The organism is Dehalococcoidia bacterium, from assembly GCA_025054935.1.
Taxonomy (GTDB): domain Bacteria; phylum Chloroflexota; class Dehalococcoidia; order SpSt-223; family SpSt-223; genus JANWZD01.
The window spans coordinates 1-969 of the sequence record JANWZD010000041.1 but is presented as its reverse complement, the minus strand read 5'-3'; the positions used below and the strand labels follow the sequence as shown (position 1 = coordinate 969).

Here is a 969-nt window from a genome sequence, read left to right as displayed (position 1 = left end):
CCGCCGGCTTGCGTGCTGCGGGGCGGATGCGGGCGGGCTGAGGAGGGGCTCAGCCGAGGGACTGGCGCAGGTGGAGAACGGGCAGCCGCTGGGCCGGGCTGGGCTGCGCCCGTCAGTGCGGATGACGAAGGGCGGTGAAGGGGAGATGCTGTGTTGCTGTGAAGAGCCAGCGGGCATAGCCCGAGTGGACGTTGCCGCTCTCGATGCGGGTGAAGTCGCCGCCGACATCGAGGGCGGTGCTGTCTGCCGCTAACGCCAAGACCATGCCGCTCACATTGGGGTTCCATCGGAGGGGGGTGCCGGTGGTGGCATCAACAGCGGCGAGGTTGATGCGCGGCTGGCCGCCGATGAAGGAGAAGCTGCCGCCGACGTAGACGGTGCTGCCGCTCACCGCTAGCGCAAGGACCGGACCGCTCGCGTCGGGGTTCCATGGGAGGAGGTCGCCGGTGGCGGTATTGAAGGCGGCAAGGCGGTTGCGCGGCTGGCCGTTGACCGTGGTGAACTCGCCGCCGACGTAGAGGGTGCTGCCGCTCACCGCCAGCGCACGGACCTCGCCATTCGCGTTGGGGTTCCATGGGAGGAGGGTGCCGGTGGTGGCATCAAGGGCGGCAAGGCCGTTGCGCGTCTGGCCGCCGATTTGGGTGAAGAAGCCGCTGACGTAGAGGGTAGTGCCGCTCACTGCCAGCGCCCAGACCGTGCCGTTCGCGTTGGGGGTCCATGTCGGGTCGACGGTTTTGTCTGCCTTGATGCGGGCGAGGTAGGTGCGGGCGACCCCGCCCACCTTGGTGAAACTGCCGCCGATGTACCAGCCGCCGCTGCCGTCCGGGGCGACGGCAAACACCGGCCCGTTCACCGTCGGCCAGCTGGGGTCGCGGGCGCCGCTGGTGCCGTCAAGCGCGACGAACGAGCCGGTGGGCGGCCCGACGGAGGTGAAGTTGCCCCCGAGATAGATCGCATTGCCGGCGCGGG

1 protein-coding gene is annotated in these 969 nt (G+C 69.9%); it reads right to left on the bottom strand.

All coding sequences use genetic code 11. The features are described 5' to 3' along the window. Positions 1-112: 112 nt before the first annotated feature. The coding region (locus NZ773_16155; protein MCS6803460.1) for a hypothetical protein at positions 113-969 on the bottom strand (857 nt) is incomplete at its 5' end.